Source organism: Pseudomonas sp. 21LCFQ02, from assembly GCF_024129895.2.
In the GTDB taxonomy this organism is placed as follows: domain Bacteria; phylum Pseudomonadota; class Gammaproteobacteria; order Pseudomonadales; family Pseudomonadaceae; genus Aquipseudomonas.
This window is the reverse complement of record NZ_CM178749.1, coordinates 2,909,774-2,936,109: the sequence shown is the minus strand read 5'-3', so window position 1 is coordinate 2,936,109 and position 26,336 is coordinate 2,909,774. Positions and strand designations below refer to the sequence as shown.

Below are 26,336 nucleotides of genomic sequence, written 5' to 3'. Positions count from 1 at the left end.
TCAAGAGCAGCGACATCCATGTCGGTTTCTCCCCCGAATCGACGCCTACCCTCGGCCTGCGCCAAAGTCGCGATTCGCGTCGTCTGCGCCATCTTGGTTCGAGAGCAAAAGCAAAACTACAGCAGAGCAAGATCACGAGCCAAGCATGGACAGCGAGCTCCTGCTTGGGGCTGTCGCTGCGAACTTTCCTACGATTCTTGACACCAATAGACGACACCGGTCTTTTTGCCGTTCCCTGGCGGATACGGCACACTGTCGCCCCGGCCGCCCATGCCTTCCTTGTTAGCAGACTCCGTATGACCCGATCTCCGTTGCACCGCCTTGTCTTCGGTGCCTTGCGCCGTGTGTTGTTTCTCTGGGTTCGTTCGGAGACGATCAATCAGTCGTCGCTGAAGCTGGATCTGGATCGCAGCAAGCCGGTGTTTTATGCCTTGCAGTCGCCAGCGCTGAGTGATCTGGCAGTGGTGGATCGGGAGTGCACCAAGGTGGGCCTGCCGCGTCCGGTACTGGAAGTCGCGGTCAATGGTCAGCTAGAGCCAGCCGGGTTCTTCTATCTGACCCCGGAGCCAGACTGGCTGGGGCGCCATGACAAACGCGGGGCGCCACCGGTGCTGGAGCGGTTGCTCAATACGCTCAATGAGTATCCGGGCGAGGATGCGCAGATCATTCCGGTGAGTGTGTTCTGGGGGCAGTCGCCCGACCATGAGTCCAGCGCCTGGAAGTTGCTGTTCGCTGACAGCTGGGCGGTGACCGGGCGGTTGCGGCGGCTGGTGACCATTCTGATTCTGGGCCGCAAGACCCGTGTGCAGTTTTCCGCGCCCATTCACTTGCGCGACCTGCTGGCGCAGAACAAGGGACCGGCCCTGACCCTGCGCATGACCCAGCGGCTGCTGCGGGTGCATTTTCGCAATGTGCGCAGTTCGGTTATCGGCCCGGACGTTTCGCACCGACGCAATCTGGTCAAGGACCTGATCAGAGCACCGTTGGTGGTGCAAGCGATCAAGGAAGCCGCCGAACGCGACAACCTGCCTGAAGCCAAGGTCCGTGAGCAGGTGCTGGGCTATGCCAACGAGATCGCCTCGGACTACACCTATACCGTCATCCGCTTCATGGAAGTGCTGCTCAGCTGGTTCTGGAACAAGATCTACGACGGTATCAAGGTCAATCACATCGAGAACGTGCAAAAGGTCGCACCAGGGCATGAGGTGGTCTACGTGCCGTGCCACCGCAGCCACATCGACTACCTGCTGCTCTCCTATTTGTTGTTCCGCAATGGCCTGACCCCGCCGCACATCGCCGCCGGGATCAACCTCAACATGCCGGTGGTCGGTAACCTGCTGCGCCGTGGCGGGGCGTTTTTCATGCGCCGCAGCTTCAAAGGCAATCCGCTCTACAGCACGGTATTCAACGAATACCTCAACACCCTGTGCAGCAAAGGCTTCCCGGTCGAATACTTTGTCGAAGGCGGCCGCTCGCGCACCGGGCGCATGCTGCAACCCAAGACCGGCATGCTGGCCATCACCTTGCGCAGCTTTTTGCGTAATCCACGCATGCCGCTGGTCTTCGTGCCGGTCTATATCGGTTATGAACGGGTACTCGAAGGCCGTACCTATCTGGGTGAATTGCGCGGCAAGACCAAAAAGAAAGAATCGGTGTTCGATCTGTTCAAGGTCTTCGGCGCGCTGAAAAAACGCTTCGGCGAGGTGGCGGTCAACTTTGGCGAACCGATCCGCCTGGCTGAATTTCTTGACCAGCAACAACCAGACTGGCGTCAGCAGTCGGTCGGCCCGCACGATCGCCCGCAATGGCTGAGCACGACCACTAACCAGCTGGCCGAGCGCGTGGCGCAACGGATCAACGAGGCGGCCGCCATCAACCCGGTCAATCTGGTGGCCCTGGCCTTGCTGTCCACGCCGCGCCTGGCACTGGGTGACCAGGCGCTGGAGCGCACCCTGGATCTGTTCCTGACGCTACTGCGCCAGGTGCCTTACTCCGCGCACACCACGCTGCCGGACGGTGACGGCAAGGCGCTGATCGAGCATGTGAAAAGCATGGAACTGCTGGCCGAGCAAAAGGACGCGCTGGGGCGCATCTATTATCTGGACGAGCAGAACGCGGTGTTGATGACCTACTACCGCAACAATGTCCTGCATATCTTTGCCCTGCCCTCGCTGCTGGCCTGCTTCTTCCAGAGCTGGTCACGGATGAGCCGCGAGTTGATCCTGCGCTACACCCGTGCCCTGTACCCTTATCTGCAGTCGGAGCTGTTCATCCGTTGGTCGCTGGCCGAACTGGACGAAATCATCGAACAGTGGCTGGCAGCGTTTGTCGAGCAAGGTCTGTTGCGCCTGGAAAATGACGTGTACCTGCGCCCCGAGCCCAGCTCGCGGGAGTTCGTGCAACTGACTGTGCTGTCACGCGCCATCGCCCAGACCCTGCAACGCTTCTATATGGCTGTCGCGCTGCTGCTGGATAACGGCCAGCACGCGCTGAGCGCAGAAGAACTGGAAGACTTGTGCACAGTCATGGCACAGCGCCTGTCGATCCTGCATGGCCTCAATGCGCCGGAGTTCTTCGACAAAAGCCTGTTCCGCCACTTCATCCAGACCCTGCTCGACCAGGGCGTATTGCGCAAAGACATCAATGGCAAACTCAGCTACCACCCGCAGCTTGGCGAGATGGCCGAAGGCGCCGCCAAGCGGGTACTGACCGCAGAAATCCGCCTGTCGATTCACCAGGTCACGTTGCAGGGCGCAGACGACGAAGCACCTGCAGCTGGCTAGTGTTATGTTCAACCCGCCTGCTCCGGGCAGGCGGTTTCTCAAGGAGCCCCGGCATGAAAGCCATCCCCCTTATCGCCCTGACAGCACTACTGAGTGCTTGCTCGGCCATGCACAAACCCGGCATCGCCAGCCTTGAAGGCGAGGTGTTCTACCTGCAACGCAGTGCCCTGCCGCCTGCCGCGACGCTGAGTGTCAGCCTGCAAGACGTGTCACGCGCCGACGCACCAGCGACCACGCTGGCCCAGTACAACACGCCCATCAACACTCAGGTACCACTGCCTTTTCACCTGCAATACGATCCTGCGCAGGTGACGCCCGGCCACAGCTACGCCGTCAGCGCGCGCATAGAGGCCGACGGGCGCCTGTTGTTCATCAGCACTGAGCGGCACAGCGTGAATCTGGATGGCAGTGACCGGCAGCCGCTGCGCATCCGGGTCAATCCGGCACTTCCCTGATACTCTTGCAGCACTTGCTCCATTCAAGATGTTTCAACCGGAAAAGGATCCTGCCATGTTTCGCCCCTCGTTCACTTTCGCTGGCCTGTGTGCAGGCCTGTTGCTCTCGGCCAATGTCTTCGCCCTGTCGCTGAGCGATCTGTCGCAATCGGACGCCAGTGGCGGACTCAAGGATGCCCTGACCCAGGGTGCGCAGATCGCGGTCAAGCAACTGGGCACACCGGGCGGTTTCAGCAATAACCAGGACGTGCGCATTGAACTGCCGGGCAATCTGGGCAAGGTCGCCAAGAAGATGCGCCAATTCGGTATGGGCGCTGAGGTCGATCAACTCGAAACCAGCATGAACCAGGCCGCCGAGGCCGCGGTGCCACAGGCTCAGGCGTTGCTGGTCGATGCGGTGAAGAAGATGACCGTGGCTGATGCCAAGGCGATTCTCAGCGGCGGCCAGGATTCGGCTACCCAATACCTGGACAAAACCAGTCGTGAGGCGATTCGCGCCAAGTTCCTGCCGATCGTCAAGCAGGCCACCGACAAGGTTGGCGTGGCGCAGAAATACAACGCTTTCGCTGGCCAGGCTGCCGCGCTGGGCGTGCTGGACGCGAAGAACGCCAACGTCGAAAACTATGTGGCCGAGCAGGCGCTCAATGGTTTGTTCGAGATGATTGCCAAGCAGGAGCAGAGCATCCGCGCCAACCCGGCCGCGGCCGCGACCAGCCTGGCGAAGAAGGTATTTGGCGCGCTGTGATCTCGCGGCTCCCGTAGGACCGGCTTTAGCCGGGAAAGCATCGACTCTTTCCCCGACCAAAGCGGATCGTCGCCCGGCCGGTCCTACTCCGGCTTTTTCACCCTGAACCACGCCGCATACAAGGCCGGCAAGAACAGCAGGGTCAGGGCCGTGGCGACGATCAGGCCACCCATGATTGCCACCGCCATCGGGCCGAAGAACAGGCTGCGTGACAGCGGGATCATCGCCAGCACTGCGGCCAGCGCGGTGAGTACGATGGGGCGGAAGCGCCTCACCGTGGCGTCGATGATCGCGTGCCAGCTGTCTTGCCCGGAGCCGATGTCCTGTTCGATCTGATCGACCAATATCACCGAGTTGCGCATGATCATTCCCGACAGGGCGATGGTGCCGAGCATGGCCACAAAGCCGAACGGCTGGTTGAACACCAACAGAAACAGGGTCACGCCTATCAGCCCCAGTGGCGCGGTGATGAACACCATGAACATCCGCGAAAAGCTGCGCAGCTGGATCATCAACAGGGTCAGCACCACCACGATGAACAACGGCACCCCGGCATTGACCGAGCTCTGGCCACGCTCGGAATCCTCCACCGTACCGCCGACCTCCAGCAGATAGCCATCGGGCAGTTCGGCACGCACCTGGGCAAGGCTCGGCAGAATCTCCTTGACCAGGCTAGCCGGCTGCTGTGGACCGTAGATGTCAGCGCGCACCGTGACGTTCGGCAGGCGGTTGCGATGCCAGATGACGCCTTCTTCGAAACCGTATTCGAGGGTCGCGATCTGCGCCAGAGCGATGCTTGTGCCGTTGCTGGTCGGCACTGCCAGGCTCGACAGGTCCTGCAACCGCTCACGCTCACTGCGGGTGCCGCGCATGACGATATCGATCAACTGATCGTCTTCACGAAACTGGCTGACGCTGGAGCCGGTCAGCGACGACTGGAGGAATTTCGCCACGTCGCCGCTGCTCACCCCCAGTGCCCGGGCGCGGTCCTGGTCGATGTTCAAATGCACCACCTTGCTGGGCTCTTCCCAGTCCAGGTGGACGTTGGCCACGTGCGGATTCTCGCGCACTTTGGCCTGGACCTTACGCGCCAGCGCCCGAACCTCGTCGATGTGTTCGCCGGTAATCCGGAACTGCACCGGGTAGCCGACCGGCGGGCCGTTCTCCAGCCGGGTCACTCGTGAGCGCAAGGTCGGGAACTGCTCATTAAGGGCGCTGATCAGCCAACTGCGCAATTGCTCACGGTCTTCGATGGTCTTGGCCAGTACCACAAACTGGGCAAAGCTCGCTGCGGGCAGTTGCTGGTCCAACGGCAGGTAGAAACGCGGTGAACCGGTGCCGACATAGGCCACATAATTTTCGATACCGGGATGATCCTTGAGCAGTGCCTCCAGGCGTTTGACCTGTTCGGTGGTATTGCTCAGCGACGCGCCTTCGGCCAGCTTCAGGTCAACCATCAACTCAAGACGTCCGGACGCCGGGAAGAACTGCTGCGGCACGAAGCGGAACATCACCAGCGACAGTACAAACAGCGCCACGGTGGCAACAATCACCGTCTTGCGGCGCCGCACGCACCATTCGATCACCACCCGTACCCGCTGGTACATCGGCGTCGCGTAGGGGTCAGGCTCAACCCCGCTGCCATGCCGCAGCGCGTGCTTTTTCGCCAGGTCCGGCAGCAGTTTTTCACCCAGCCATGGGACGAACATCACCGCCGCCACCCACGAGGCCAGCAAGGCGATGGTCACGACCTGGAAGATCGAGCGGGTGTACTCACCGGTGCTCGATTGTGCAGTGGCGATGGGCAGAAAGCCTGCTGCCGTAATCAAGGTGCCGGTGAGCATCGGGAACGCGGTGCTGGTCCAGGCAAAGCTGGCCGCCTTGAGCCGGTCGTAGCCTTGCTCCATCTTGATCGCCATCATTTCCACGGCAATGATCGCGTCGTCCACCAGCAACCCCAGCGCCAGTACCAGCGCGCCCAGCGAAATCTTGTGCAGGCCGATGCCCAGATAGAGCATGCAGGCAAAGGTCATTGCCAGCACCAACGGGATGGCCAGCGCCACTACCATGCCAGTGCGTACGCCCAATGAGAAAAAGCTCACCAGCAGGACGATGATCAACGCCTCGGCCAGCACCTGAACGAACTCGCCCACGCCGGTGCGCACCGCCGCCGGTTGATCAGACACCTTGCGCAGTTCCATGCCGGCCGGCAGGTTGGCTTGCAAGCGGGCAAACTCGGCTTGCAGCGCTTTGCCCAGCACCAGGATATCGCCGCCGCCTTTCATTGCCACGGCCACGCCAATCGCGTCCTGATCCATGAAGCGCATGCCTGGCGCCGGAGGATCGTTGAAACCACGCGTCACCTCGGCCAGGTCACTGATACGCAAGGTTCGACCCTCGACGCGGATCGGGAAGTCACGAATCTCATCGACCGATACAAAGCGCCCGCTGACCCGCAGGTGAATACGCTCCTGTGAGGTTTCGAAGAAGCTCGACGAGGCCACTACGTTCTGCGCTTCCAGCGCCTGCTGGACAGCCTGCAATGGAACCCCCAGGGTCGCCAGTTTGACGTTGGACAGCTCGATCCAGATTTTCTCGTCCTGCACGCCGATCAGTTCGACCTTGCCGACATCCTTGACCCGCTGCAGGCGAATCTGGATGCGCTCGGCATAATCCTTGAGCACCGCGTAGTCAAAGCCCTGGCCGGTCAGCGCGTAGATATTGCCGAACGTGGTGCCGAACTCGTCATCGAAGAATGGCCCCTGCACCCCGGCCGGCAGGGTGTGCCGGATATCGCCGACCTTCTTGCGCACCTGGTACCACAGCTCGGGCAGGAACGCCGAAAAAAGCGAATCGCGGGCCATGAAGATCACCGTGGACTCACCGGGCCGGGAGAACGAGGTCATGCGTTCGTACTCGCCGGTTTCCATCAGCTTTTTCTCGACCCGGTCGGTGACCTGACGCGCCACTTCCTCGGCGCTGGCACCCGGCCACAGGGTACGAACCACCATGACCTTGAAGGTGAACGGCGGGTCTTCGCTCTGCCCCAGCTTGCTATAAGACAACGCACCGACCACGGCCAGCACGATCATCAGGTACAGCACCACCTGGCGATGCCGCAGCGCCCATTCGGAAAGGTTGAAGTGCATCGCAGGTTACTCCTTGCCAGCCAGGTCGACCACCCGGTTACTGCGATCCACCGGGCGGATTCGCTCACCTTCGCGCAGCACATGTACGCCAGCGGCCACCACCCAATCGGTGGCGCGCAGCCCTTCGAGCACCGGCACGGTTTCCTGGCCCCATGGCCCAAGCTGCACGGCAACACGTTTGAGGGTGCTGTCAGCCTCAACCCGCCAGACATAGCTGGCGCCCTGCTCGGCACTGACCGCTGACAACGGCACCGCCAACGCGACTGCATGCTCGTTGGCGACATAGACCCGCGCGCTCTGGCCCAGCTCGACCGGCACCTGACCGGCCTCGAATGCAATGCGGGCCGCGAAGGTGCGCGAACGCGGATCGGCGGCTGGCGAGAGCTCGCGAACCCGCCCCGGCAGACGCCGGTCACGTTGGGTCCACAGTTCGACCGTAACCGGCTGACCGATCTTGAAGCGGGCAAAATTCTGCTCCGGCAGGCTGATACTCACCTCCCGCTCACCATCGGCGGCCAGGGTGAAGACTGTCTGCCCGGCAGCGACCACCTGGCCGACCTCCACGGCACGCCTGGCAATCACGCCCTCTTGCGGCGCCCGCAATACGGTGTAGTCGGCCTGGTTATCGGCCACGGTAAGTTCCGCGCGTTGCTGCTTGAGGCGCGCCTCACCAGAGCGATAGAGGTTTTCGGCATTGTCGTATTGCGACTGGCTGACCATCTGCTTGCCCAGCAGGGTTTTGTAGCGGTCGCGCTCGGCGCGCACCAGTTGCAGGTTGGCCTCGGCCGCTGTCACTTGAGCACGCATCGCCTCGCGTTGCAGGCGTACATCCTGAGCATCGAGCTCAGCCAGCGGCTGGTTGGCCTTGACCCGCTGCCCCTCCTCGACCAGGCGGCGACTGACCTTGCCGCCGATTCTGAAGGCCAGCTCCGGCTCGAACCTGGCACGGACCTCACCGGGGTAGCTGTCCATGGAACGTGACGCAGGGAGGGGTTGCACCACCAGAGCCGGACGGACGGTAACTGGCGCAGCTGCTTCCTGACCACAAGCGGTCAGTAGCGTTACCAAGCCGATAGCGAGGATCGGAGACAGGATATGACGCGGCATGATGTAGGCGGATTCTTCCGTGAGTGTGGGCTTGGAATATTTGTACCGGCGAGTATATTAAAAAATACAAAACTCACCAGTACATTATTAGACCCAAAAATGCCTGATTTACCGTCCACACCTGGCCCTGGCCGTCCCAAGGATCTGGAAAAGCGCCGTGCCATCCTTGAGGCCGCGAAAAACCTGTTCATCCGGCATGGCTACACCGGCACCAGCATGGACAGCATCGCCAGCGAAGCCGGGGTGTCCAAGCTCACCGTCTATAGCCATTTCACTGACAAAGAAACCTTGTTCATCGAGGCGGTGACCGCTTGCTGCGAAGAGCTGTTGCCTGATCCGTATTTCGAATTCAACGACAACTTGCCCGTGGCAGACATGCTGCTGACGATTGCCCGGGCCTTCGAGCACTTGATCAATAGCCCCGAATCCCTGCAATTGCACCGTTTGATGGCCACATTGGGGATTCAGGACCCGCTCCTGTCGCAGACCTTTTTCAAGGCGGGCCCGCAACGGGTGCTCGACGGCATGCAGCGTTTCATGATCCGTGCCGATCAGAGCGGGCAGTTGCAGATCCCGTCGCCGCACAGCGCGGCGGGGCACTTTCTCAGTCTGATCAAGGGCATCGACCACTTTCGCCTGCTGGTAGGCTGTTGCGCCGAGCGCGACCCGGCCAGTGTCGAGGCCCACGTGCAGGAGGTGGTGAAGCTGTTCGTCAGGGCTTATGCAAAACCGTAGCGACCGGGCGGCGCTACGCTTTAGCCGCGAAAGCCTTACCGTGTTTCGCTGCTAAAGCAGCTCCTACGAGCATCTCCTACAAATGCAAGCCTCAGGGTTTTAGCGCTTTCTTCGGATAGATGTCGTACCGGCTGGACTTGCCCTCCAGGGTATAGCCCGGCTTGGCACCTTCGATAGGCGGGGCCTTGCGCGGGCGTTTGACCACCACCCGATGGCTGGCCAGCGCCAGAGCGGCATGCAGCAGCGCCGGGGCATCGAGGTCGTCACCGACCAGCGGGCGGAACAGGCGCATTTCCTTTTTCACCAGCGCGCTCTTGTCGCGGTGCGGAAACATCGGGTCCAGGTAGATAACCTGCGGCGGCTCGCCCTGCCAGTTGCGAATCAGCTCGATGGAATTACCGCTCAGCAATTGCATGCGACGCAGGATTTCGCCCACCTCGGCGTCTTGCCGGCCACGGGCCAGACCGTCTTCGAGCAGCGCGGCGATGATCGGCTGACGCTCGATCAACTGCATTTCACAGCCCAGAGTAGCAAGTACGAAAGCGTCCTTGCCCAGCCCCGCCGTGGCATCCAGCACCCGTGGCCGCACACCGGGTTGCAGGCCCACCGCCTTGGCAATCATCTGCCCGCTGCCACCGCCGAACAAGCGTCGGTGCGCTGCCGCACCGTCGACGAAATCCACCCGCACCGCACCGGGCGCATCCTTGCCCAGTTGCTGCAACTGCAGGCCGTCGGCGCTGATCTGCAAGGCAAAGTCGGCCTGTTCGGCCTGCAACGCCAAACCGAGACGCTGCGCCCAGTAATGGGCTTGTTCCTGCCCGGCCGGGTCCAGGGCTTCGACCCGGATCACGCTGCCACCTGACTGCTCGCTCATGGCTTTACACACTCGAAAAATAAATTAATGATCGGCCAAAGCGGCCGATAACTTCGGTATCAGGCATTTTGCCAGAGCCAGAGTCAGTACTGATCGCCATGTCAGATAATGTTCAATCAATCGGGTACTTGTCGCACAGTGGCGACTTCAGCCTGCGCAACAACCGGGTCCTGGGGGATGTAACCCAGCTCTGGTCAGATGCGTTTGCCCGAGCAATGGCCGAACAGTCTGGCGATGACAAGGCGGTCACTACAACCGCTTTCCCTGAAATTCTGGATCAAAGCACCGGTGAGCCGATTGCTGGCGCCCAAACCCTGAGCAAAATCGTTGAACAGCGCGCCTGCCCGGTGACTGACACTCAAGTGCGTCCTCCTGAGCCGCTGTTTCTGCCGATTGCCGAATTTGAACTGGATCTGCTGCCACCGGCTGCCGAACCATTCAGTGCCATGGAACTGATCGAGCAGCAGCGTAACCTGGAGTTCGATACCGAGTGGGTTCGCCCGACGGTGTTCCATGCGTACGATGACAGTGGCAAGTCGCCAAGCGCCGCCCCACGACCTCGCCCGCTGCATTTGCCGATCGCCGAGCTGGAATGGGATCTGGCCGAGAAGCCGGCCGAGCCTTACGACCAAGCAACCCTGGTCAGTCAGCAGCGTGCACTGGACTTCGACAATGGCTGGGCACGGCCCCTGATTCTGCAAAACCTGCGTCAGGTCGCCTGACCTTCCCTGCTGCTCGCTTCGCGACCAAGCCCGCTCCGGCTCTAAGCCAAGTACTCTGGACAGCGAACTACGGCTATGAATCTGGCCGCCTGATCAGCCGATTGATTATGCTGCTCAGGCCACGCCTTAGTTCCCGCCGTTCGGAGCCCCCCCATGTCTTTACGCGCCTTGCGCACGCTGGTCGCCATTGCCCAACACGGCTCCTTTGCCAGGGCCGCCGAGGCGGTGCATCTGACCCAGTCGGCAGTCAGCCTGCATGTACGCGGCCTGGAAGAGGAATTCAATGCGCCGCTGTTCGACCGTGCGCGGCGTTTGCCGGTACTGACCGAAGCCGGCCATCTGGCGGTGGAGCGTGCCCGGGAAATCCTGGCCCTCTACGACAGCATCGCCGCCGAACTGGGTGATGGCAGCGAATTACGCGGGCGGCTGCGCATAGGCGCGATCCAGACCGCGCTGGCCGGTGTGCTGCCAGCAGCGCTGGCGGCGATGGGCGCCAGTCATCCGCACTTGCGGGTCAACGTCTCATCGGGGATGTCGGCCGAACTGGCGGGGCTGATCGACGCCGGTGATCTGGACGCCGCCATTACCACCGAGCCGGTCAAGCCTTACCCGCATGGCCTGGTCAGCACCACATTGTTCGAGGAGGGCTTTTGGATCATTGCCCCCCCCTCAGCGCCAAGCCGCGATGCCAAACGCCTGTTGCAGAGTTATCCGTTTATCCGCTTCGACCGCCGCGCCTGGGCCGGGCGCACCATCGAACGCGAACTGCGTCGCCAGCGTTTGCGGGTCCAGACCAGCATGGAGCTGGACAGCCAGGACGCGATCATCCGCATGGTCGCCAAGGGTTTGGGAGTTGCCGTGATTCCGATCTCGGCGCATAACCTCACAGTCTTCGCTGAGCTGGTGTGCCTGCCGTTCGGCGAGCCGCAACGGATGCGCCGTGTGGTGCTGCTGGAACGCGAAGACCGCCCCGCCGGACGTCTGGCGGTGGCGCTGGCAGAGGCGGTGCGGGCACAGGCCATCGATCGGTCATTCGCAGGGCAGCCCAACCCATGAGAATTACTTGAGAAAGCCTCAAGTTAATATCGATTTTTCTTGCCTTTGGCTGCCGTTATCGTGACTCGACTCTCTGTGTTGAGGCACGCCATGACCACCGCCCTGATTCTGGCCCTGTTGCCCATCGCCTTACTGATTGCTCTGGGCGCCTGGCTGCGCCATCGGCAGTTTCTCAGCGAGGCCTTCTGGCCGCAGGCTGAACGCCTGGGCTATTACCTGCTGCTGCCGTCGCTGTTCCTGCACAGCCTGGCGACGGCACAACTCGATGAGGTGCCGGTACGCGAGATGGTCAGCGTTCTGGTGCTGTCAACGGTCGGGGTCGCCGTCGCGTTCGTCACGTTGCGCGGGCTGTTCAAGGTCGATGATGCAGCCTTCACCTCGCTGTTTCAGGGCAGTATCCGCTTCAATAACTATGTGGGAGTGTCGGCGGCGGCCGGCTTGTTCGGGAGCCACGGTATCGCCCTGGCAGCGGTGGCCAACGCGACCATCGTACCGACTGTGAATATTCTCTGCGTGCTGGTGTTTGCCCGCTACGGCAGTGCCGGACGGTTGTCGCTCAAGGCCACACTCAGGCAACTGGCGCTCAATCCGCTGGTGCTGGCGTGCTTTCTCGGTATTTTCCTGCAGTGGGCTGAAGTCCCCTTGGTCGCAGGACTTGAGCCCGCACTCAAGGCGCTGGGCCAGGCTTCATTGCCGCTGGGACTGTTGTGTGTGGGGGCGGCGTTGAATTTCTCGACCGCGGGCAGTTGGCTGAAGCCAGTGGGCATGTCGTCACTGTCAAAATTCCTGGTGATGCCAGGGGTGACGCTGCTGGCCTGCCATGCACTGGGCTTGCGCGGTGATGCGGCAATCGCAGCGATTATGTTCCAGAGCCTGCCGACCGCTTCGTCGTCTTACATCATGGCCCGGCAACTGGGTGGCGATGCACCGTTGATGGCCGGGATCATTGCGATGCAGACGGTGATTGCCGCAGTGGCGTTGCCGGTGGTGATGATTGGCTTGTCGGGCTGGATCTGATTTCTCGTGTCATGCCCGGGCGTTGATCCTGCCCGACCGCCACCACCAGCCTTGCTGCATACCGGCGGCGGCCAACAGGATCGCAGCCACGCCAAGCCATTGCTGCCAATCGAGGCGATGATCGAAAGCCAGCCAGTCGACGAAGATCGCCGCCACCGGGTAGATGAACGACAAAGCACCGTTGACATCCTCCCCGGCCTGAAGGCCGGAGATTCCTACGGCGCTAAGGCGCGGCATCGAGCCGCCCCCGAGTCGCTTCGGTGGGTTCCTGCTGCTGGCGCCATGACCTCTGCGCTCACTTCACAGGCTAACCGGGCGTGTCCCGCCCTTAGTATATTGATCGCGCCGACCACATCGGCGTTGCCTTCAAAACCACATCCCACACACCTGAACAGCGCTTGCGTCTGGCGGTTGGCCGCCGACACATGGCCGCAACAGGGGCACGTGCGGCTGGTATTCTGCGGCGGCACGGCAATCAGCCAGCCGCCGCGCCACGCCAGCTTGTAGTCCAGTTGGCGGCGGAACTCGAACCAGCCCTGATCGAGGATGGCCCTGTTCAGGCCAGATTTGGCCCGAACGTTTCTTCCCGGTGCCTCGGCCGTGCCTGCCGCCGACCTGGACATATTCCGTACCTGCAAGTCCTCGATACACACCATCGCGTGGTTTTGGCTGATCGTGGTCGAGCACTTGTGCAGGTAGTCGCGGCGGGCATTGCCGATGCGGGAATGAATGCGCTGGACGCAGGCTTTCGCCTTCTTCCAGTTGCGGCTGAATTGGACCTTGCGGCTCATCGCCTGCTGCGCTTTGCACAGCGCGGTTTCATGGCGTTTGAAGCTGTTCAGGGGTGCGTAGAACGAACCATCCGAAAGCGTGGCGAACCGGGCAATGCCCATGTCGATGCCAACTGCCGCACCCTGCGCCGTGGGCTGCTCATCGATCTCTCGTTCGGTCTGGATGCTCACGAACCACTTGCCACACGACTGGCTCACGGTGATGTTCTTCACAGTACCCAGCGTCTCGCGGCTGTTGCGGTAGCGCAGCCAGCCCAGCTTTGGCAGAAACAGGCGGCTGTTGGTCTGGTCGAGCTTGATCTGTTTCGGGTCGGGATAGCGGAAACTGTCGCGCTGTCCCTTCTTCTTGAACCGGGGAAAGTCGGCTCGCTTGGCGAAGAAGTTGGTGTAGGCCCGGTCCAGATCCTTGAGGCTCTGTTGCAATGGGTGAACAGGCGCATCGGCCAGCCATTCGGTTTGCGGGCTATTGCGCCATTCGGTCAGCAACTTGCACAGGCCCGCATAGCCGAGCTTGTTCTCGCCTTGCTCGTGGCGCTCCTTCTGCAACGCCAGCGCCTTGTTGAAGACGAAGCGACAGGAACCCGCAAAGCGGCGCATTTGCCGCTCCTGCTGACCGTCTGGCATGAGTTCGTACTTGAAGGCTTGAAGTCGTTGCATCCTGCTCTTGAGCCATGAGCAATGAAGACGACATTAGGCGCGGACGGCACGGTGTTTTCAAGGTGCATGCCCATGGGGTCTTTGTAACGAAATACCGCCGTAGAGGGGCATCTGTGTCGCCGTGTTACTGCGCATCATGCTGCAGCGGTGCGGATATCGAACAGCAGCAGACACCCCACGGCAACCAGGGACGGCTACGCCGTCCGCGCTATCCGTCCCCGCCCTGAACGGCGGGGCTTGTCGCGCCTCGATGGTCAGGACAATGCGGGAAAGCAGTCGTGATTGGCCTCGACTGACAGGCATTCACCCCTAACAGGCGTGTTAATGCGTTACCCGCGTCACCAGGTAATTGACCAGCTCCGGGTCGTCGTCCAGTTCGATGGCCCTGGCCGGGCGCGGCAGATCCTCCAGCACCTTGTTCCAGAACGCATTGGCCGCATCGTCCTGCTGGGAGTAGCGCACCAGCCAGTTCTCGTGACCGCTCATCAGCACCTGGCCCATCAGTGCCCGACCGATTCCGCGACGCCGGTACTTCTTGAGGATGAACAGGTCGGCCAACTCCAGTGCATCGATACCCGGCAACTCGCTTCGCTCCACCAGCATGAACCCCGCCACCTCGCCATCGATCAGCAACACGCTGGCGCTCCAGTCAGGCTCCTGCCAGTAGCGCACCAGATGCTCTTCATGAATGTAGTAACGGCCATCGAGCTCGACGTCCTGTTGCTCCCAGTCGGAAGACTCGTAGGCATAGAACTGGTACAGGTTGCGGATCAGATCAATCTGGTCAGGGGCGGTGGGGATCAGCTCGACGGTGAGGTCGCTCATCAACGGACCTTAATGTAATGAAGATAAAGAAGGCACAGCATGCCGATTGGCGCGCCATGAAATCAGGGCCGCTATTGTTAACAAAATATGGCCGATAGCAACCCTGTCATCGCGCGGCCTCCAGGACTTCGCGCAGCGCGTCAATGCAGCGCAGCACGGTATCGCTCATCGAACTGCGCCCGGCCATCGCCGCCACTACGGCAACAGGCATGGCCGGCTCGAACGGCAGTACCGCCAGGCCTTGGCGCGGCGTGCCGGCCAGGGAAAACTCGTCGACGATGGTCATCCCCTGGCCTTGACGAACCAGGTTGATGGCCAGGCTGTAGCGGTTGGTCTCCAGCGACGACACCGGCCGTTCACGAAAGCCCGGAACGGCACTGGCCATCATTGCCACCAGGCGCGGGTCGGTGGTGATGTAGATGACCTCACGCGGGTCCAGGTCAGCCCAGTTGACCGCCGCCCGCCCGGCCAGCGGATGCCCGTCCTGCATCACACAGACCATGCGCCCGGCGCATACCAGCCCGGCCGGTGGCGCCTGCTCGTCCAGCGGCTGGATGAGAAACCCCAGATCGTACTGACGACGCGCGATGGCGTCCTCGATCTCGTTGTTGAGGTACATGTCCAACACCAGCCCATGATCGGGAAAGGCCTGGCGCAGCTTGGGCGCGATCAACGGCAACACGTTGATCGCCAGCGCCGGGGTGGCACAGACACGCAACTGCCCCACCCGGTAGCGCTTGACGTTATCGACAAACCGCTCGAAGCGGGCAATGCCCTCCTGCATACGCAGCGCCTCGTCGAACATCTGGCGGGCCTCGGCGGTGGCTTTCATCTTGCCGCCGCTGCGCTCGAACAGGGTGAAACCCAACTGCTGCTCGGTGAGTGCCAGGCTTTTGCTTACCGAGGGTTGAGACATCCCCAGGGCCTGCGCGGTGGCGGTCACCGAACCGAGCTGCACCACCCGGACGAACACCTCAAGCTGCTTATTGCTCATCGCCATAACGGAATAAACTTATGCTAAATATGAATTTCAATACATGAACTATAGTTCATAGACTGGATTTCTTTATAGCCTACAGGGAATGTCATGAAGCCGTTCATTACTCGTTTGACCACCTTGGTAACGTTGCTGGGCACCTTTGTCGGTGCAAGCCTGGGCAACGTTCAAGCCGCTCAGCCTGCCGATGCTCTGGGCGGTCATCTGTTGCGCGTCGGTGCGGTCAATGCCGCGCCCTGGTATCAGAAGGATCTGTTGAGCAACCAGTGGACCGGTCTGGTGCCAGATATCGTCCAGGCCGTACTCGAAGGTACCGATGTGCAGGTCGAGTACGTTGACACACAATGGGGCACCGCGGTGGCCGGCCTGCAATCGAATCGCTTCGACCTGCTGGGCGGTTTCAACAACACCCCCGAACGAGCCAAGGCCGTGGACTTCACCCGGCCGATGGGTGCCCACAAGATTGGCGTGCTGACCCTGGAAAAAGACGCCAGCCGCTATGCCACCTGGGACAAGATCAACACCTCCGCCATCAAGCTGTCGGCCATCGATGGCTCGGCTGCCGCGAACCTGCTGCAACCGAAGCTGACCCAAACTCAATGGGTGATCGTGCCCAACAATGATGCGCTGCAACTGGAAGTGGAAAGCGGCCGCGCCGACGCGATGCTGACCAACGATGTGCAGATGGCGTTGTACATCACCAAGCGCGGCCAGGGCACCATGGTCATTCCGTCGCCGGTGCAGGAGCAACCGACCAACATGGGCCTGCGCAAGGACCGTGCGCAACTGCGTGCCTGGCTGGACCAGCGCCTGGAAACCCTGGAAAAAGACGGCACTCTGGCGCGTATCTGGGCTAAACACGTGCCGGTGCCTCAGTGAGCAACGCCCCCCTGCTGCGCGTCAACGCACTGGGCAAGGCCTTTCATGGCCGTCCGGTGCTGCATGAGGTGTCATTCGAACTGGCCGCCGGCGAAGTGCTGGGGATGATCGGATCCAGCGGCTCGGGCAAGTCGACGCTGCTGCGCTGCCTGAACCGGCTGGAGCGCCCGGACAGCGGCCAGGTGTGGCTCGACGGCGAGGAAATCGGCGTTCACGGGCCACAACGGCGTCCGGTCCCGACTCGCGTGCTGGCCCGCCAACGTGCTGCCATGGCCATGGTTTTTCAGCATTTCAACCTGTGGCCGCACCGCACAGTGCTGGAAAACGTCACCGAAGCGCCGCGTATCGTGCGTGGCGTGCCCCGCGAGCAAGCCATCGAAGAGGGGCTGGCAGCCCTGCGGCGCATGGGCCTGGAGCACAAGGCAGACGCCTACCCGGTGACCCTCTCCGGCGGTCAGCAGCAACGGGTGTCGATTGCCCGGGCGCTGGTCATGAAGCCGCGGCTGATCCTGTTCGACGAGCCCACCTCGGCGCTGGACCCGGAACTGGTCGGCGAAGTGCTGGCCGTGATGACCGATCTGGCCAAAAGCGGCACCACCATGATCGTGGTGACCCACGAAATGAACTTTGCCCTGCAGGTTTGCCATCGCATTCTGCTGCTCGACCAGGGCCGTATCATTGATGAAGGCTCACCGCAGGCGCTGCTGGCCCGGCCTGCCTCGGCGCCGGTGCGACGCTTTCTCGGTACGCAACGCGCGGTGCAGGAGGGCCCCGAAAAATGATCGACTATCAGTGGGACTTCAGCGTCCTGTTCACCTACCGGGAACTGCTGCTGGGCGGCATTCTCACCACGCTGCGCATCCTTGCCGTGTCACTGACCCTGGGCATTGGCCTCGGTGTGCTGCTGGCGCTGCTGCGTGGCGCCCAGGCCCGGGTGCTACGCCTGCCGGCCCAGGCGGTGATCGAAACCGTCCGCGCAGTGCCACCGCTGGTGCTGGTGGTGTGGGCTTATTACTGCCTGCCGATTCTGGTGGGCCTGAAGCTGTCGGGCTACTGGACCTGCGCCCTGGCGCTGGGCTTGTACACCAGTGTGTTCTTCGCCGAGATCTTCCGCTCCGGGCTGCAGGCCGTAGACCCCGGGCACATCGAAGCGGGCCTGGCCAACGGCATGACACCGTTGCAGGTGCTATGGCGCATCAGTGCGCCGATTGCTTTTTTACGCATCCTGCCGGCCTTCGTCGGGCAGTGCGTAATGGCCGTGAAAAACTCGGTACTGGGCAGCTACATCGCCGTGGGCGAGTTGCTGTACGAAGGACAACGATTAAGCACCGCAACCTTCCGACCGCTGGAAACCCTGACCTTCGTTGCGCTGTTTTTCATCATTACCATCCTGCCGTTGTCGCTGCTGGCCAGCCGTATCGAACGACGTGTGCAGGCCCGATACTTCAAGCGTTGACCTCTCATGACCCTGACGACAACCCTGGCGCGATTCGCCTGCCAATTGCAACTGAGCGACGTGCCGCCCACCCTGGTTACCAAGCTCAAACTCCACGTGCTCGATGCCCTGGGCTGCGGCTGGGCGGCCAGCGGCACCGGGCTGGGTGACCAGGCCCGGGCGCTGGCGCGGGCCAGCGGCGGCCTGGGCCAGTGCCAGGTATTCGCCGGCAGCAGTGACTACAGCCCGGCGGCGGCAGCCTTTGCCAACGCCTTCATCATCAACGCCCTTGACCATGACGACGGCGTGGAAATCGACGGCAAAGGCATGGGTCATCCAGGCTCCAGCCTGGTAGCCGCCGCCATGGCCGCGCTGGACAGTCATCCGGGTGCGATCAGCGAAGCCGACCTGCTGGCCGCCCTGGCAGCGGGTTTCGAGATCAACAATCGCCTGATCAACGCCCTGCAACCGAGCGCCGAAAGCTTCGCCAAGGCCTACGGCGTGGCCCAGCACCAGGCCATTGGCGCCGCGGTGGTCTACGCCCGCGCCTGCGGCTTCGATGAACAGCAGATGCACCATACCCTGGGCTTCGCCGCCACCCTGGCCTGCGTGCCGAGCCTGCACAAATACAACTGGCAACAGCGGCCTATCGTCACCCTCAAGGATGGCGTGGCCCCGGCCGCCCAGGCCGGGGTGCAGGCTGCGCTGATGGCTCGCGCCGGGCTGGCCGGCAGCCAGGATGTACTGGACGGGCCGCAAGGCTACTGGCGCATGATCGGCTCCGACCGCTTTGCCGAACGAGACCTGATCGAAGGCCTGAGGTGCGACTGGTATCTGCGCTTCGGCAGCTTCAAGCGCTACCCGGCCTGCCGCTGGTTGGCCACCGCACTGGAATGTGCACAGCAATTGATTCGCACCAGCGGCTGGGCGCCAGAAGACATTGCGCAGATTAATGTGCGCACCTTTGCACGCCTGTGCGACGACTTCATGGTCTACGCGCCGGCCAGCGCCACCGACGCGCAGTTCAGCCTGCCCTACACATTGGCGGCCACCCTGATGCAGTTGCCGGCAACCGACTGGTACAGCGAAGCGAACCTGCATTCGCCAGAGCTGCGGGCCCTGGCGGCGAAAGTCCACGCCGACGTCGACCCGGAACTCGATGCCCGCTGGCTCAGCGCAGATCGTCAGCCAGGTGCGCAGGTGACTCTGGTTCACAGCAATGGCGAGGCGATACAGGCCGCCCAGGCGACGCCCTATGGCAGCGAGAAACGGCCCATGGCGGATATGGAAGTGATCGCCAAGGCGCAGGCCAACCTGCAGGGGCGGGTCCGCGAGCCTGAGCGGTTTATTCGTAACCTGCTGGCGAGCGGGAGTGATGCGAACTATCCGGCCGGAAGTGGCCAATGGATGGGCAGTGCCAGGGCCTAGCGGCCTGCAAGAGCGTCAGGCCTGCGCCTGCCTGCGCAGCATCTCGACAATCACCTGATACAACTCATCCACCGCCTGCTGCTCGCTGATCTCGCCTTCCACTGCCACAGCCGCAAGCGAATCAGCCGCCCCCAACATTGCCCACAAGGCCGCCTGCGACAACCCTGCCGCCCCGGCGAAAGGCGCCAGCACCCGGCGGCACTTTTCGATGTAGCTTTTCTGGCAGGCCTTTCTCAGGGAGGCGAGCTCCGGCGAGCCGCTGAGCGCGGCCAGCACTTCGGGAATCTCGCGGCCTTCGGTGAGTACGCAGGCGATATAACTGGCCGCGATGACCTGGGCCTTGCCCTGCAGGGTTGGCTCACCGGCCGCGATGGCCTCATCGATGATGTGGTTCTGACGGCTTTCAAAATCCTGGTACAGCGCCGCCAGCAAGCCGTTACGGGTTCCGAAGTGTTCGTACACCGTGGGCTTGGTGATGCCTGCTGCCTCCGCCAGGCGCCCCAGAGTCAGGGCATCGGTGCCCTCCTCGCTGACCAGTTGCCAGGCCACCTGCAGCAACTGCACGAAGCGGTCTTGCCGGGTCATGCGCGTGCGCGGGCGGGGCGTGCTGTGCTGGCTTGGCTCTGGGTGAGTCGACATGTCTGGCCTTTGCTTATCGAATGCGCCCGCATACTGCCGCACCTGCCCGGCTCAGGCAAATACCCGACGGCCGATGTCTTGTGCTATCTGCAAGTGCGCCTGGGGAAAACTCCCTTCGGCGGGCAAAAGCAACTCCGAGGTACGCACCGACGCGCCGACATAATCGAAAATGCCATGGTCGATCTGGGTACGCATCGCGCCAAAGTAACCGTGACGGGCAAACGTGCGCAGGTTCGCCCCGCCAATCGCCAGCAAATGCACATTCAGATCACCGAGTTTTTTGTCCAGGCCACCATCGGCCCGCTCTTCATAAGCCCAGCCATTGGTGAACACCCGGTCGATCCAGCCCTTGAGCAACGCAGGGAACGACCACCAATAGATCGGATAGACCAGCACCAGCGCGCCAGCGCGTTCGATACGCTGCTGTTCAAATCGGACATCGTCAGGCACCTCGGCCTGATTGCGGAACTTCGCCAGGTCTGGCGCGCCGAAGCGTGGGTCAAAGCCCTGCTCACTCAGGTCGGCGACCTCAAGGGTGTGGCCCGAATCGGTGATGCCTTTTGCGACTTCAGCCGTCACCGCGTGGGTGAACGACTGCTGATCGGCATGGGCGACGACAATCAATGCATGCATGGAATGGCTCCTGAAACCCGTTGATTACACGTCGCTGGCCGCAACGCACTAAATACCAAAGGTAGGATGCTTTTGGTATTTAGTAAACTCAGCATGCATCAACGGCTTGAACCCGGCCTGTCAGATCCTGCCTTTTTTCCGATCACGCCTGCCATCTGTCATCCGTGGATGTTCTAATCGCCGGTTCATTCACCAAGAGTGCCCTTTCGTCGCAATGGATACCAAATCACTCATGCTCCGTGCTCAAGAGCTATGGAGCCTGCTGGAAAAGCACCCATGGGTACAAGCCGGCCTCGGCCTGCTGCTGCTGGTGGTCGCAGCGCTGATACTGGGTCGCCTGGCACGCTTTGTGGTGCTGCATACGGTCAAGGCCCTGGGCCGCCAGCACTCGCTGCAGTGGCTCAACGATCTACGTCACAACAAGGTCTTTCACCGGCTGGCGCAGATGACCCCGTCGCTGGTCATCCAGTTCGGCCTGAATCTGGTGCCGGAGCTGAGCACTGCCGGCAAGAACGTGCTGGGCAACATTGCCATGGCGTTCACCATCCTGTTCATGACCTTCGCCATCGGTGCGCTGCTCAACGCCTTGCTGGATATCTACGCGCGTACCGTGCACGCGCGGACCCGCTCGATCAAAGGCTATGTGCAACTGGCCAAGATGATTCTCTACATCTTCGCCACGATCATCATCATCGCCACCCTGATCGACCGCTCGCCGCTGCTGCTGTTGTCGGGTCTGGGTGCAATGTCGGCGGTCATCCTGCTGGTCTACAAAGACACCCTGCTGTCGTTCGTCGCCAGCGTGCAGCTGACCAGCAATGACATGCTGCGCGTCGGCGACTGGATTGAAATGCCCCAGGTCGGCGCCGATGGCGACGTGGTCGATATCACCCTGCACACCGTCAAGGTGCAGAATTTCGACAAGACCATCGTCTCGATCCCTACCTGGCGGCTGATGAGCGAGAGCTTTCGCAACTACCGGGGCATGCAGCAATCGGGCGGGCGACGCATCAAGCGCAGTCTGTTCATCGACGTTAGCGGCATCCGCTTTCTGACCGACGAAGAAGAGCAGCGCCTGTCCGGCGTCAAGCTGCTCACCGAGTACATGACCCGCAAACAGGCCGAGCTCAAGGAGTGGAACCACGCGCAAGGCAACGTCGCCGCCATGGCCGCCAACCGCCGTCGCATGACCAACATCGGCACCTTCCGCGCCTACGCCCTGGCCTACCTGAAAAACCACACCGAAGTGCACCAGAACATGACCTGCATGGTCCGCCAGATGGCCGCCGACGAGCATGGCGTGCCGCTGGAGATCTACTGCTTCACCACCACCACGGTGTGGGCGGAGTACGAGCGGATTCAGGGCGATATCTTTGACTATCTGTTGTCGGTGCTGCCCGAGTTTGGCTTGACGCTGTATCAACAGCCGAGCGGCGCGGACATGCGTCTGGGGCTGGCCGGGCGCGAGCCCGCGCAGGGAGGGTTGGCGTTGCCGCCGGTGAAGGAGGCTGAGAAAGAGAAGGCGCAGGTTTGACGCGCACATGGAGCACTAATGAGCGGGGACTGAAGTCCCCGTTACTCGACAGGCAGCCCTGAAATCAGGATCAATCTCGCTCACATGGATCGGCCCTGCATTGCGCAGTCACTGTTCCTACATCGCCTGTCCAGCCAACATCATCCGCGTTCGCTTGCATCTGCGGCCAGGGTCGTCAACGCTCTATTGCAGTGAATGGCTGGCTTTGCCAATGCATGAAGCCTATAGGCCAGGCTTGGCGAACCACAGTAAGAACAACTTAAATGTTCATGGAATCGGAGGCTTTATGCCTGACGTCTCGATTGCTCTCATCAAGGAAAGCAACAAACGATTTTCTACCAGCGGCAGAACGCCTCTCACCACACGCTCATCTCGGCTGTCCAAAGAAGCCATCAATGCCATGATGAAACGGGCATACGAACGTTTGTCACGCTGACATGAGTCGCGAGCCTTTGTCTGCCAGCGCAGATATCACTGTCGGCAATGATCCAGGCAGATCCTGCAAGCCTCCCGCTGACAGATCATCAGAGTGCATTGCACCGGCTATATCGGGATCGGCATCAGCAACGTGCGACGTCTTCCGACGATTAGTCGAGAACGACGATGACTCTCCAGGTCTAACCGCCTACTCACTGTACAAACGCCACAAAATCGAGTGGATTCGCAACCACACCAACGATAACCATGATGTTTTCAAGCAAGTCGCCTGTACCGCTCAACAAGTCGCGATGTACCGGGATCAAGCAGAGCAGTTTGCGAAGAACTTCATCGAAGAATCCCTCGACCAACTCGGCGCACAGTTGAGAGAGTCGATTAGCGATGATGTCATCGTGTCCCGGATAGACAGTCTGAGGCCAGGCTTCTAGCGATCGTTGGGCAACCAAACCCTTAGCGGCTTCACCTCAGTAGCGGTCGCACTCGCCCTCTTCGGTCTAATGACGCTCTACTCCAGCTATCAGGAAAATGGTGGTCTGGAGGGACGAATCAAGCAATTGAACAGTACCGTCCAGCCTGCCATCACCCCCATCAGTCCTTGAAGGACATACGACCACCCGTCGCCCCACATGGCACCCTCGCCCCGCTTACGCAGCCGAATCGTTGGTGATCAACAAAAAGGAGTACCACCATGAAATTGATTCGGCCTCACCAACTGGCCCTGGCTCTGTGCCTGGGCGTTATCACTCCCCTGAGCTTTGCCGCCACCAACACCGACGGCACGACCACCAGCCCATCCGGCACCACGGCTAACCCCGGCATGTCGCAAGACAGCGGCAACCCCAGTGGCGCCACCACCCCTGGCACCAACTCCGGTGGCAACGGCGGGATGAGCGGCAGCAGCGGCAACGGCGGTCAATCAAGCGGTACCCAAAGCGGCAGCGGTTCGACCGGCAGTGGCACCAGCGGCAGCACCGGTGAAGCGAGTGGCGCAGGCAGTGCCGGCCCAGGTGGCGCCAGTGGTGCCGGTGGCTCCAGCGGCGGCTCTGGAGGTGCTGGCGGCGGCGGTGGCGCAGGTGGCGGTAGCTGACGCCTATACCGTAGCCGCTTTAGCGGCAGTACTGTTCGGTTAAGTATCACAAATCTCTGTGGGAGCAGCCGGCCTCTGCGCTACCAAGGTCGCTCCCACAGAGGTATTTTCCCGGCTAAAGCGGATCGCCGTCCGGCCGCTCCTACGCCACTCGGGTCAGGTAATCGATGAACAACCGAAACAGGTCAGCGTTGTTGGATATTTCCAGGCGCTGGTAGATGTTGTGCTTGTGCACCTTTACCGTTCCTTCCGAAATCCCCAGCACCGCCGCGATGGACGAACTGCTATGGCCCTGCAGGATCAGCTTGGCAATGTAGCGCTGGGTTTCAGTCAGTTGCCCTTGAAGAATCTCCATAAAAGCATCTTCTGACTTGGCGTCGCCAGGGTCGCTGGCTTTGCAGCTGTCGCTGTAGCGGATCCGGCAGTGCAGCTCGAACAATGAGTTGATCAACGGTGCCAGCGCCTCCAGGGCACGCATTTCCCAAGGCTGAAACGGGCCACCGCTGAGGTTGCGCATCAGCGAATAGACGATGGCAACACGCGACTGCAGAGGGATGATGAAGCCGATTTCTTCGATCAGCGTGCCGTGCCCGGACGATACACAGGGATGGATGTCCTGAGAGATGGAAAACCCTGAAGAAAAAAAGCAATCCGGCGCCAGCTCACTCATGCGCCATAGCCCGGCCGGGTGGTCGTTTATGCAAGCCACGTAGAACGGGTCAAGCAAATAGCCGCCACGGATATAGGCGTTGAGAGTGCGTTGCGGTACGCACTGGTTGTAGCCGTCGTGCACCAATACAGCGTTGTGGTTGAAGCGAAACAGGTACACGCAGCTCATGTCGAAATCGAGCCATTGGCGTAATAGTGAATCGATTGCCGGACCGAGCCGATCGGTGCCTACCGCGTTGATCAGGGGGGCCAGCCGCTGTGCATCATCGGCGTTTATGCTTGCCATGCTCATGTCCGGAAAATCCTTGCTGCGCACCCTCTGCGGGCAAGATACCCCAAAATGGTACGTAACCGCTCAGCGGTGGATATAAGGGGCCGACGCAGGTGCGCCGGCCCTTATAGCACTTTATTGGCGTGGGTCAGGACAGACCGGGGGCTGCACTGAAGCGGCGCTCGGACTCATCCTGTTGACCCAGCTCGATCGCCTTGGGCACCGCCAACCACCAAGCAAGGCCCATGCCGATCACGCCGCCCACCAGCTTGCCGATAATCAGCGGCAGGATAATCGAGGGCTGGAAGTTGGCTGAATAGGCCAAGTGGTCACCAAAGGTGAACGCCGCGCACACGGCAAAAGCCACCACCAGTACCTTGTCTTTGGGCGGCATGTCGGCCAGCAGACGGAACATGGCCAGGATATTGGCCGACGCGGCAAGAATCCCCGCAGCGCCCACCGGCGACAGCCCTACCCGACCGGCGACCTTCTCAATCGGACCTGACAGGTAGCGCTTGATCAGCCATACCATGGGGAAAGCGCCACAGAGCATGATGCTCACGTAACCGGCGATTTCCAGTGCACGCATCTGGTCCTCTTTATCGGCGATGATCGGCGCAAAACCCCAGCGACCGAAGGTCGAGCTGAAGAAGCCGGTGAAGTACTCGACAATCGAGGCCACCAGCACCAGGGTCACCAACGCATACATCAGTTGGCCGAGCTTGAGGAAGATCGCCACCATCAGGTTCGGCAGGTAACGCAAGGCAGCGGCCAGGGCGCAACAGAACAGGATCAGCGGCATCAGGTTCTGGATCAGCCCCGTCAGCGTGAAGTGCAACGCCTGAGTCGGTATACCGGTGGTGGCAATGTCCGGGCGCACGTTCAGGCCCATGCCCTGCATCAGCAGGGCAATCATGATGATGCTGACCGGGATGCTCAGCAGGCCAGCCATAATGCCCAGCGCCATGTATTTGTGGTCGCGCTTGTCGAGCATCGCCAGGCCCACCGGGATCACGAAAATCACCGTCGAGCCGCATTGAAAGCCGGTAATCAGCCCGACTATCCAGCCTTCGGGGCTGCTCGACAACGCCTGGGCCAGTTGATAACCGCCCAGGTCTGCGGCAATGAAAATCGGCCCGGCAATCCCAGCATCGGCGCCCATGGCCTGGAACACTGGCGCGATGAACACGCTGATGAACTGTGAAATATAAGGGATGGCGGCCATGATCCCGGCCACCGGCAGGAAGATCGGGCCGATGCTGTTAATGCCGGCGGTAAACTCCTTGCCCAGCTCCGACTCGGGGTTGTAGATCGATGCGATGGCGCCGATCACGGCGCAGACCATGATCAGGTAAATGACATAAGTGCCGATGTTTTCCATTGCTGCCTCTTCTATTGTAAGAGTTTGTT

Annotated in this window: 23 protein-coding genes and 1 pseudogene; 13 read left to right on the top strand and 11 right to left on the bottom strand. The window is 61.4% G+C overall.

Annotated features, from left to right (window positions below; all coding sequences use genetic code 11):
* Window positions 1-296 precede the first annotated feature (296 nt).
* Genes plsB through NJC40_RS13030 form a run of 3 tightly spaced genes read left to right on the top strand, consistent with a single transcriptional unit; the run spans window position 297 to window position 3,983 of the window.
* Window positions 297-2,783: a glycerol-3-phosphate 1-O-acyltransferase PlsB gene (gene plsB, locus NJC40_RS13040; protein WP_253138928.1), complete on the top strand. Its 2,487-nt coding sequence runs from the start codon at window positions 297-299 to the stop codon at window positions 2,781-2,783.
* A 53-nt stretch (window positions 2,784-2,836) separates the two neighbouring features.
* Window positions 2,837-3,238 carry a YbaY family lipoprotein gene (locus NJC40_RS13035; protein ID WP_253138930.1) on the top strand — a complete coding sequence of 134 codons (402 nt, stop codon included), beginning with the start codon at window positions 2,837-2,839 and terminating at the stop codon, window positions 3,236-3,238.
* 55 nt (window positions 3,239-3,293) lie between these two features.
* On the top strand, window positions 3,294-3,983 hold the full coding sequence (locus tag NJC40_RS13030; protein WP_045488634.1) for a DUF4197 domain-containing protein: 690 nt from the start codon (window positions 3,294-3,296) through the stop codon (window positions 3,981-3,983).
* 83 nt (window positions 3,984-4,066) lie between these two features.
* Here NJC40_RS13030 and NJC40_RS13025 read toward each other — a convergent pair whose 3' ends face one another.
* Together NJC40_RS13025 and NJC40_RS13020 are read right to left on the bottom strand one after the other, a co-directional pair.
* On the bottom strand, window positions 4,067-7,132 hold the full coding sequence (locus tag NJC40_RS13025) for an efflux RND transporter permease subunit (RefSeq protein WP_253138933.1): 3,066 nt from the start codon (window positions 7,130-7,132) through the stop codon (window positions 4,067-4,069).
* A gap of 6 nt (window positions 7,133-7,138) precedes the next feature.
* Complete coding sequence (locus NJC40_RS13020) at window positions 7,139-8,239, bottom strand: efflux RND transporter periplasmic adaptor subunit (protein ID WP_253138935.1); 1,101 nt, start codon at window positions 8,237-8,239, stop codon at window positions 7,139-7,141.
* 99 nt (window positions 8,240-8,338) lie between these two features.
* Between NJC40_RS13020 and NJC40_RS13015 the strand changes: the two genes are divergently transcribed.
* A complete protein-coding gene (locus tag NJC40_RS13015) occupies window positions 8,339-8,974 on the top strand; it encodes a TetR/AcrR family transcriptional regulator (protein ID WP_253138938.1) in 636 nt (211 codons plus the stop codon).
* Window positions 8,975-9,065: 91 nt separating this feature from the next.
* Here NJC40_RS13015 and NJC40_RS13010 read toward each other — a convergent pair whose 3' ends face one another.
* Window positions 9,066-9,848 carry a class I SAM-dependent methyltransferase gene (locus tag NJC40_RS13010; RefSeq protein ID WP_253138941.1) on the bottom strand — a complete coding sequence of 261 codons (783 nt, stop codon included), beginning with the start codon at window positions 9,846-9,848 and terminating at the stop codon, window positions 9,066-9,068.
* Window positions 9,849-9,946: 98 nt separating this feature from the next.
* Between NJC40_RS13010 and NJC40_RS13005 the strand changes: the two genes are divergently transcribed.
* The 3 genes from NJC40_RS13005 to NJC40_RS12995 all read left to right on the top strand — a co-directional run bounded on the left by NJC40_RS13005 (window position 9,947) and on the right by NJC40_RS12995 (window position 12,643).
* Window positions 9,947-10,570 carry a hypothetical protein gene (locus NJC40_RS13005; protein WP_045488623.1) on the top strand — a complete coding sequence of 208 codons (624 nt, stop codon included), beginning with the start codon at window positions 9,947-9,949 and terminating at the stop codon, window positions 10,568-10,570.
* 153 nt (window positions 10,571-10,723) lie between these two features.
* Window positions 10,724-11,626 (top strand): LysR substrate-binding domain-containing protein, encoded by a 903-nt coding sequence (locus tag NJC40_RS13000; RefSeq protein WP_045488621.1) that lies wholly within the window; start codon window positions 10,724-10,726, stop codon window positions 11,624-11,626.
* A 90-nt stretch (window positions 11,627-11,716) separates the two neighbouring features.
* On the top strand, window positions 11,717-12,643 hold the full coding sequence (locus NJC40_RS12995; RefSeq protein WP_253138944.1) for an AEC family transporter: 927 nt from the start codon (window positions 11,717-11,719) through the stop codon (window positions 12,641-12,643).
* A gap of 9 nt (window positions 12,644-12,652) precedes the next feature.
* Here NJC40_RS12995 and NJC40_RS12990 read toward each other — a convergent pair.
* From NJC40_RS12990 to NJC40_RS12975, 4 genes and pseudogenes are all read right to left on the bottom strand, one after another.
* Window positions 12,653-12,829: pseudogene (locus NJC40_RS12990) on the bottom strand (EamA family transporter); the annotation flags it as partial.
* Window positions 12,830-12,858: 29 nt separating this feature from the next.
* The gene (locus NJC40_RS12985) at window positions 12,859-14,091 is read right to left on the bottom strand and encodes an RNA-guided endonuclease InsQ/TnpB family protein (protein ID WP_492180527.1); all 1,233 of its coding nucleotides are present in this window, start codon (window positions 14,089-14,091) and stop codon (window positions 12,859-12,861) included.
* 321 nt (window positions 14,092-14,412) lie between these two features.
* Window positions 14,413-14,916 carry a GNAT family N-acetyltransferase gene (locus NJC40_RS12980; RefSeq protein ID WP_045488607.1) on the bottom strand — a complete coding sequence of 168 codons (504 nt, stop codon included), beginning with the start codon at window positions 14,914-14,916 and terminating at the stop codon, window positions 14,413-14,415.
* Window positions 14,917-15,022: 106 nt separating this feature from the next.
* Window positions 15,023-15,910 carry a LysR family transcriptional regulator gene (locus tag NJC40_RS12975; protein ID WP_253138950.1) on the bottom strand — a complete coding sequence of 296 codons (888 nt, stop codon included), beginning with the start codon at window positions 15,908-15,910 and terminating at the stop codon, window positions 15,023-15,025.
* A 93-nt stretch (window positions 15,911-16,003) separates the two neighbouring features.
* Between NJC40_RS12975 and NJC40_RS12970 the strand changes: the two genes are divergently transcribed.
* Genes NJC40_RS12970 through NJC40_RS12955 form a run of 4 tightly spaced genes read left to right on the top strand, consistent with a single transcriptional unit; the run spans window position 16,004 to window position 19,655 of the window.
* Window positions 16,004-16,792 (top strand): substrate-binding periplasmic protein, encoded by a 789-nt coding sequence (locus NJC40_RS12970; RefSeq protein ID WP_253138953.1) that lies wholly within the window; start codon window positions 16,004-16,006, stop codon window positions 16,790-16,792.
* Window positions 16,789-17,574, top strand: a complete 786-nt coding sequence (locus NJC40_RS12965) for an amino acid ABC transporter ATP-binding protein (protein ID WP_373568428.1) — start codon at window positions 16,789-16,791, stop codon at window positions 17,572-17,574. The genes NJC40_RS12970 and NJC40_RS12965 overlap by 4 nt, the downstream gene beginning before the upstream one ends.
* Window positions 17,571-18,248 carry an amino acid ABC transporter permease gene (locus tag NJC40_RS12960; protein WP_253113636.1) on the top strand — a complete coding sequence of 226 codons (678 nt, stop codon included), beginning with the start codon at window positions 17,571-17,573 and terminating at the stop codon, window positions 18,246-18,248. The genes NJC40_RS12965 and NJC40_RS12960 overlap by 4 nt, the downstream gene beginning before the upstream one ends.
* Window positions 18,249-18,254: 6 nt before the next feature.
* Window positions 18,255-19,655, top strand: coding sequence for an MmgE/PrpD family protein (locus tag NJC40_RS12955; protein ID WP_253138956.1), 1,401 nt, complete (start codon window positions 18,255-18,257; stop codon window positions 19,653-19,655).
* A gap of 15 nt (window positions 19,656-19,670) precedes the next feature.
* On the opposite strand, the gene NJC40_RS12950 is transcribed toward NJC40_RS12955, so the two are convergent.
* A complete protein-coding gene (locus tag NJC40_RS12950) occupies window positions 19,671-20,294 on the bottom strand; it encodes a TetR/AcrR family transcriptional regulator (RefSeq protein ID WP_253138958.1) in 624 nt (207 codons plus the stop codon).
* A gap of 51 nt (window positions 20,295-20,345) precedes the next feature.
* Window positions 20,346-20,927: an NAD(P)H-dependent oxidoreductase gene (locus NJC40_RS12945; protein WP_253138961.1), complete on the bottom strand. Its 582-nt coding sequence runs from the start codon at window positions 20,925-20,927 to the stop codon at window positions 20,346-20,348.
* A gap of 214 nt (window positions 20,928-21,141) precedes the next feature.
* Here NJC40_RS12945 and NJC40_RS12940 point away from each other — a divergent pair, with 214 nt between their 5' ends.
* Together NJC40_RS12940 and NJC40_RS12935 are read left to right on the top strand one after the other, a co-directional pair.
* The gene (locus tag NJC40_RS12940; protein ID WP_253113631.1) at window positions 21,142-22,461 is read left to right on the top strand and encodes a mechanosensitive ion channel family protein; all 1,320 of its coding nucleotides are present in this window, start codon (window positions 21,142-21,144) and stop codon (window positions 22,459-22,461) included.
* Window positions 22,462-23,587: 1,126 nt separating this feature from the next.
* Window positions 23,588-23,986, top strand: coding sequence for a hypothetical protein (locus tag NJC40_RS12935; RefSeq protein ID WP_253138963.1), 399 nt, complete (start codon window positions 23,588-23,590; stop codon window positions 23,984-23,986).
* Window positions 23,987-24,128: 142 nt separating this feature from the next.
* Here the strand turns inward: NJC40_RS12935 and NJC40_RS12930 are convergent, their stop codons facing one another.
* Both NJC40_RS12930 and eutH read right to left on the bottom strand, forming a co-directional pair.
* A complete protein-coding gene (locus NJC40_RS12930; protein ID WP_253139499.1) occupies window positions 24,129-24,932 on the bottom strand; it encodes a LuxR C-terminal-related transcriptional regulator in 804 nt (267 codons plus the stop codon).
* Between the two features lie 142 nt (window positions 24,933-25,074).
* Window positions 25,075-26,307, bottom strand: a complete 1,233-nt coding sequence (eutH, locus tag NJC40_RS12925; protein WP_045488581.1) for an ethanolamine utilization protein EutH — start codon at window positions 26,305-26,307, stop codon at window positions 25,075-25,077.
* Between the last annotated feature and the right edge of the window lie 29 nt (window positions 26,308-26,336).

Coding starts and splice junctions, on each gene's coding strand:
- NJC40_RS12950 (WP_253138958.1), bottom strand. CDS start 20,294: ATGTCGACTCACCCAGAGCCAAGCCAGCACAGCACGCCCCGCCCGCGC.
- NJC40_RS13005 (WP_045488623.1), top strand. CDS start 9,947: ATGTCAGATAATGTTCAATCAATCGGGTACTTGTCGCACAGTGGCGAC.
- NJC40_RS13020 (WP_253138935.1), bottom strand. CDS start 8,239: ATGCCGCGTCATATCCTGTCTCCGATCCTCGCTATCGGCTTGGTAACG.
- NJC40_RS12935 (WP_253138963.1), top strand. CDS start 23,588: ATGAAATTGATTCGGCCTCACCAACTGGCCCTGGCTCTGTGCCTGGGC.
- eutH (WP_045488581.1), bottom strand. CDS start 26,307: ATGGAAAACATCGGCACTTATGTCATTTACCTGATCATGGTCTGCGCC.
- NJC40_RS12955 (WP_253138956.1), top strand. CDS start 18,255: ATGACCCTGACGACAACCCTGGCGCGATTCGCCTGCCAATTGCAACTG.
- NJC40_RS12960 (WP_253113636.1), top strand. CDS start 17,571: ATGATCGACTATCAGTGGGACTTCAGCGTCCTGTTCACCTACCGGGAA.
- NJC40_RS13035 (WP_253138930.1), top strand. CDS start 2,837: ATGAAAGCCATCCCCCTTATCGCCCTGACAGCACTACTGAGTGCTTGC.
- NJC40_RS13000 (WP_045488621.1), top strand. CDS start 10,724: ATGTCTTTACGCGCCTTGCGCACGCTGGTCGCCATTGCCCAACACGGC.
- NJC40_RS13015 (WP_253138938.1), top strand. CDS start 8,339: ATGCCTGATTTACCGTCCACACCTGGCCCTGGCCGTCCCAAGGATCTG.
- plsB (WP_253138928.1), top strand. CDS start 297: ATGACCCGATCTCCGTTGCACCGCCTTGTCTTCGGTGCCTTGCGCCGT.
- NJC40_RS12985 (WP_492180527.1), bottom strand. CDS start 14,091: ATGCAACGACTTCAAGCCTTCAAGTACGAACTCATGCCAGACGGTCAG.
- NJC40_RS13025 (WP_253138933.1), bottom strand. CDS start 7,132: ATGCACTTCAACCTTTCCGAATGGGCGCTGCGGCATCGCCAGGTGGTG.
- NJC40_RS12980 (WP_045488607.1), bottom strand. CDS start 14,916: ATGAGCGACCTCACCGTCGAGCTGATCCCCACCGCCCCTGACCAGATT.
- NJC40_RS13010 (WP_253138941.1), bottom strand. CDS start 9,848: ATGAGCGAGCAGTCAGGTGGCAGCGTGATCCGGGTCGAAGCCCTGGAC.
- NJC40_RS12995 (WP_253138944.1), top strand. CDS start 11,717: ATGACCACCGCCCTGATTCTGGCCCTGTTGCCCATCGCCTTACTGATT.
- NJC40_RS13030 (WP_045488634.1), top strand. CDS start 3,294: ATGTTTCGCCCCTCGTTCACTTTCGCTGGCCTGTGTGCAGGCCTGTTG.
- NJC40_RS12975 (WP_253138950.1), bottom strand. CDS start 15,910: ATGAGCAATAAGCAGCTTGAGGTGTTCGTCCGGGTGGTGCAGCTCGGT.
- NJC40_RS12970 (WP_253138953.1), top strand. CDS start 16,004: ATGAAGCCGTTCATTACTCGTTTGACCACCTTGGTAACGTTGCTGGGC.
- NJC40_RS12945 (WP_253138961.1), bottom strand. CDS start 20,927: ATGCATGCATTGATTGTCGTCGCCCATGCCGATCAGCAGTCGTTCACC.
- NJC40_RS12940 (WP_253113631.1), top strand. CDS start 21,142: ATGGATACCAAATCACTCATGCTCCGTGCTCAAGAGCTATGGAGCCTG.